3 protein-coding genes are annotated in these 2,103 nt (G+C 38.6%); all 3 read right to left on the bottom strand.

Annotated features, from left to right (window positions below):
• Nucleotides 1–249 (bottom strand): hypothetical protein (locus F6K53_RS38185; protein WP_293084956.1); only part of this gene is annotated, 249 nt, incomplete at its 3' end.
• Entirely contained in the window at nt 224–1,483 is a 1,260-nt protein-coding gene (locus tag F6K53_RS38180; RefSeq protein ID WP_293084953.1) for a transposase, read from the bottom strand. The genes F6K53_RS38180 and F6K53_RS38185, both read right to left, overlap by 26 nt.
• A 146-nt stretch (nt 1,484–1,629) precedes the next feature.
• Entirely contained in the window at nt 1,630–1,875 is a 246-nt protein-coding gene (locus F6K53_RS38175) for a helix-turn-helix transcriptional regulator (RefSeq protein WP_293084951.1), read from the bottom strand.
• Between the last annotated feature and the right edge of the window lie 228 nt (nt 1,876–2,103).

Below are 2,103 nucleotides of genomic sequence, written 5' to 3'. Positions count from 1 at the left end.
CTTTCGCAAGGGTGAGTCTTGCTCCAAATCAAGCAGACCGATAGCAGACCTAAGAGAATTAACAACAGACTGATAGATTTGCTGATCTTCCATGACAAGTTGTGTTAAGTAATTGGTCTGTGGTTCTACTCCTCGACTTGAACCCAGCACTAAGCACGGTAGCAAATACAGTTTGACATCATCCCCCGTTAAATCAGAGATTATAACGGGGGATTCCCAAACTTCACAATTTGGGTTTACTGCTTCCAAAGCACTTATCTAGGTTGTTGTAAACCCCCGACAGCCCGCCTACACAGTCATTTTCTAGCACGATCTGTCCGACCGCAGTAATACCACGTTGACAAATCACTTGAGCAGCTGAAACATCTCTGTTAATTTCATAATGGCATTCAGGACATTTGTGTATGCGTTCAGACAAATCTTTTTTGCCTGTATTTATACCACAATTTGGACAAATTTGACTAGTATATCTGTAATCAACTTTGCCAAAATATACGCCTCGTTTCCAACAAACCCAAGCTAAGATATCAAAGAACTGACCAAAACCCGCATCAAGGGTATGTTTACCTAACATTCCTTTTGCCCAAGTTCTAAAATCTAAGTCCATGTCCTTCGGACAGGCTTCGCCAACAACAAATATCATTCCAGCCTGGTCACAAAGATAATTTGCTAACTTAAAGTGAAAATCTTTTCGGGTATCTGATATTTTCTGATGAAGTCTTGCTATTTGACAATTTAGTTTATGTTTATTTTTGGAACCTTTTTTCTTTAGCTTCAATCTGCGTTGTAGCAATTTAAGCTTACTGTGCAGCTTTTTTAAAAATCTAGGTCGCTCTATTAGTTGATTATCAGAAGTTGCTAAAAACTTATCTAACCCAACATCAATCCCAAGGGGATGACCCCGTGGTGGAGTATCAGGAACACTGACTTCACTTTGTAAAGACAGCATTGCAAAATAACCACTAGCTCGTCTAACTATTCTAACTTGCTTTATCTTAAAACCATCTGGAATTGGTCGTGATAATCTCAGTTTAACTAATCCAATTTTAGGCAGTTTAATCCACTCATTATTTATTGGATTTGTTTTAAATTGAGGAAATACAAACGATCGCATCCGATATGGATTTTTAAATCTAGGAAAACCATATCCTTGTTCTTTCATGTTTTTAAATGCTCGATCTAAAGTCTTTAAAACTTGTTGTAAGACCTGAGCATTTATTCTTTTGAGTTCAGGATTGGCTTTTTTGGCTTTAGTTAAATTAGCAGCTTGTATTTTGTAGTTAGGATATGGCTGATCTACTGGAATTATATATTCATGCTGTAATGAACAATAATTAACTGCGCACTTTCGACTTTTGTACCAATCTTTTCGTTCCCTTAAAGCGTAATTCCACACTTTTCTGCAAACCGCCAATATATCTTCAATGACGGCGATTTGTTTTTGGGAAGGAATCAGTTTGTACTCGTAGGTTAGTCTCAGCATATTTAAATTATAACATAATTCTATCCAGGAATGCCACTTGAGTAGAACTAAGCTTCTGACCGCAATTCACCTCACGCTAACCCGATGGGTATAACGTGAGGTGAATTGCTCCATATTGATAGATATATCTAGCAATTGCTTCGCAACTAAGACGAATCGTTATCTTGCCCCGGACGACCCAAATAAAGCTTAACAAAATCTTCTGCTGCTGCTGGATTAATCTGATACAGCGCATCCCGAAGTTGAAGAACCATCTCAGCGCCTGGATCTCTAATTTCATTCACCCAACGATAAATATTGGAACGCCCAATTCCCATCAGCACAGCGACTCGATTCTGACTGATGCCGTAGCTTTCCAATACTTGTTTGAGGGCTTTGCCTGCTTTTCCCATGCTCAAATTCTGTCATTTACTCAGGACTGAGTTATTGTTACCAAATGGACTACACTGAGGTAGACTAATTGTAGTCCATTCGGTAACAATAATAAGGTAACTTTCCAAACAACATTAAAACTAAGCACGACGACTCAATTGCACAAGCCTAATTTTTACAACCTCTTCATAAAGCCTTTCGAGCTGAGTAATATTCCCACTTAAGGTATAGCGCTCTAGAACCCTTGC

Origin of the sequence: Moorena sp. SIO4A1 (assembly GCF_010672065.1) — a bacterium.
Classification (GTDB): Bacteria; Cyanobacteriota; Cyanobacteriia; order Cyanobacteriales; family Coleofasciculaceae; genus Moorena.
The sequence above is the reverse complement of the archived record's forward strand: the minus strand, read 5'-3'. Positions and strand labels throughout refer to the sequence as shown.

Bases quoted from the DNA above. Each gene is read 5' to 3' on its own strand.
- F6K53_RS38175 (WP_293084951.1), bottom strand. From the start codon at position 1,875: ATGGGAAAAGCAGGCAAAGCCCTCAAACAAGTATTGGAAAGCTACGGC.
- F6K53_RS38180 (WP_293084953.1), bottom strand. From the start codon at position 1,483: ATGCTGAGACTAACCTACGAGTACAAACTGATTCCTTCCCAAAAACAA.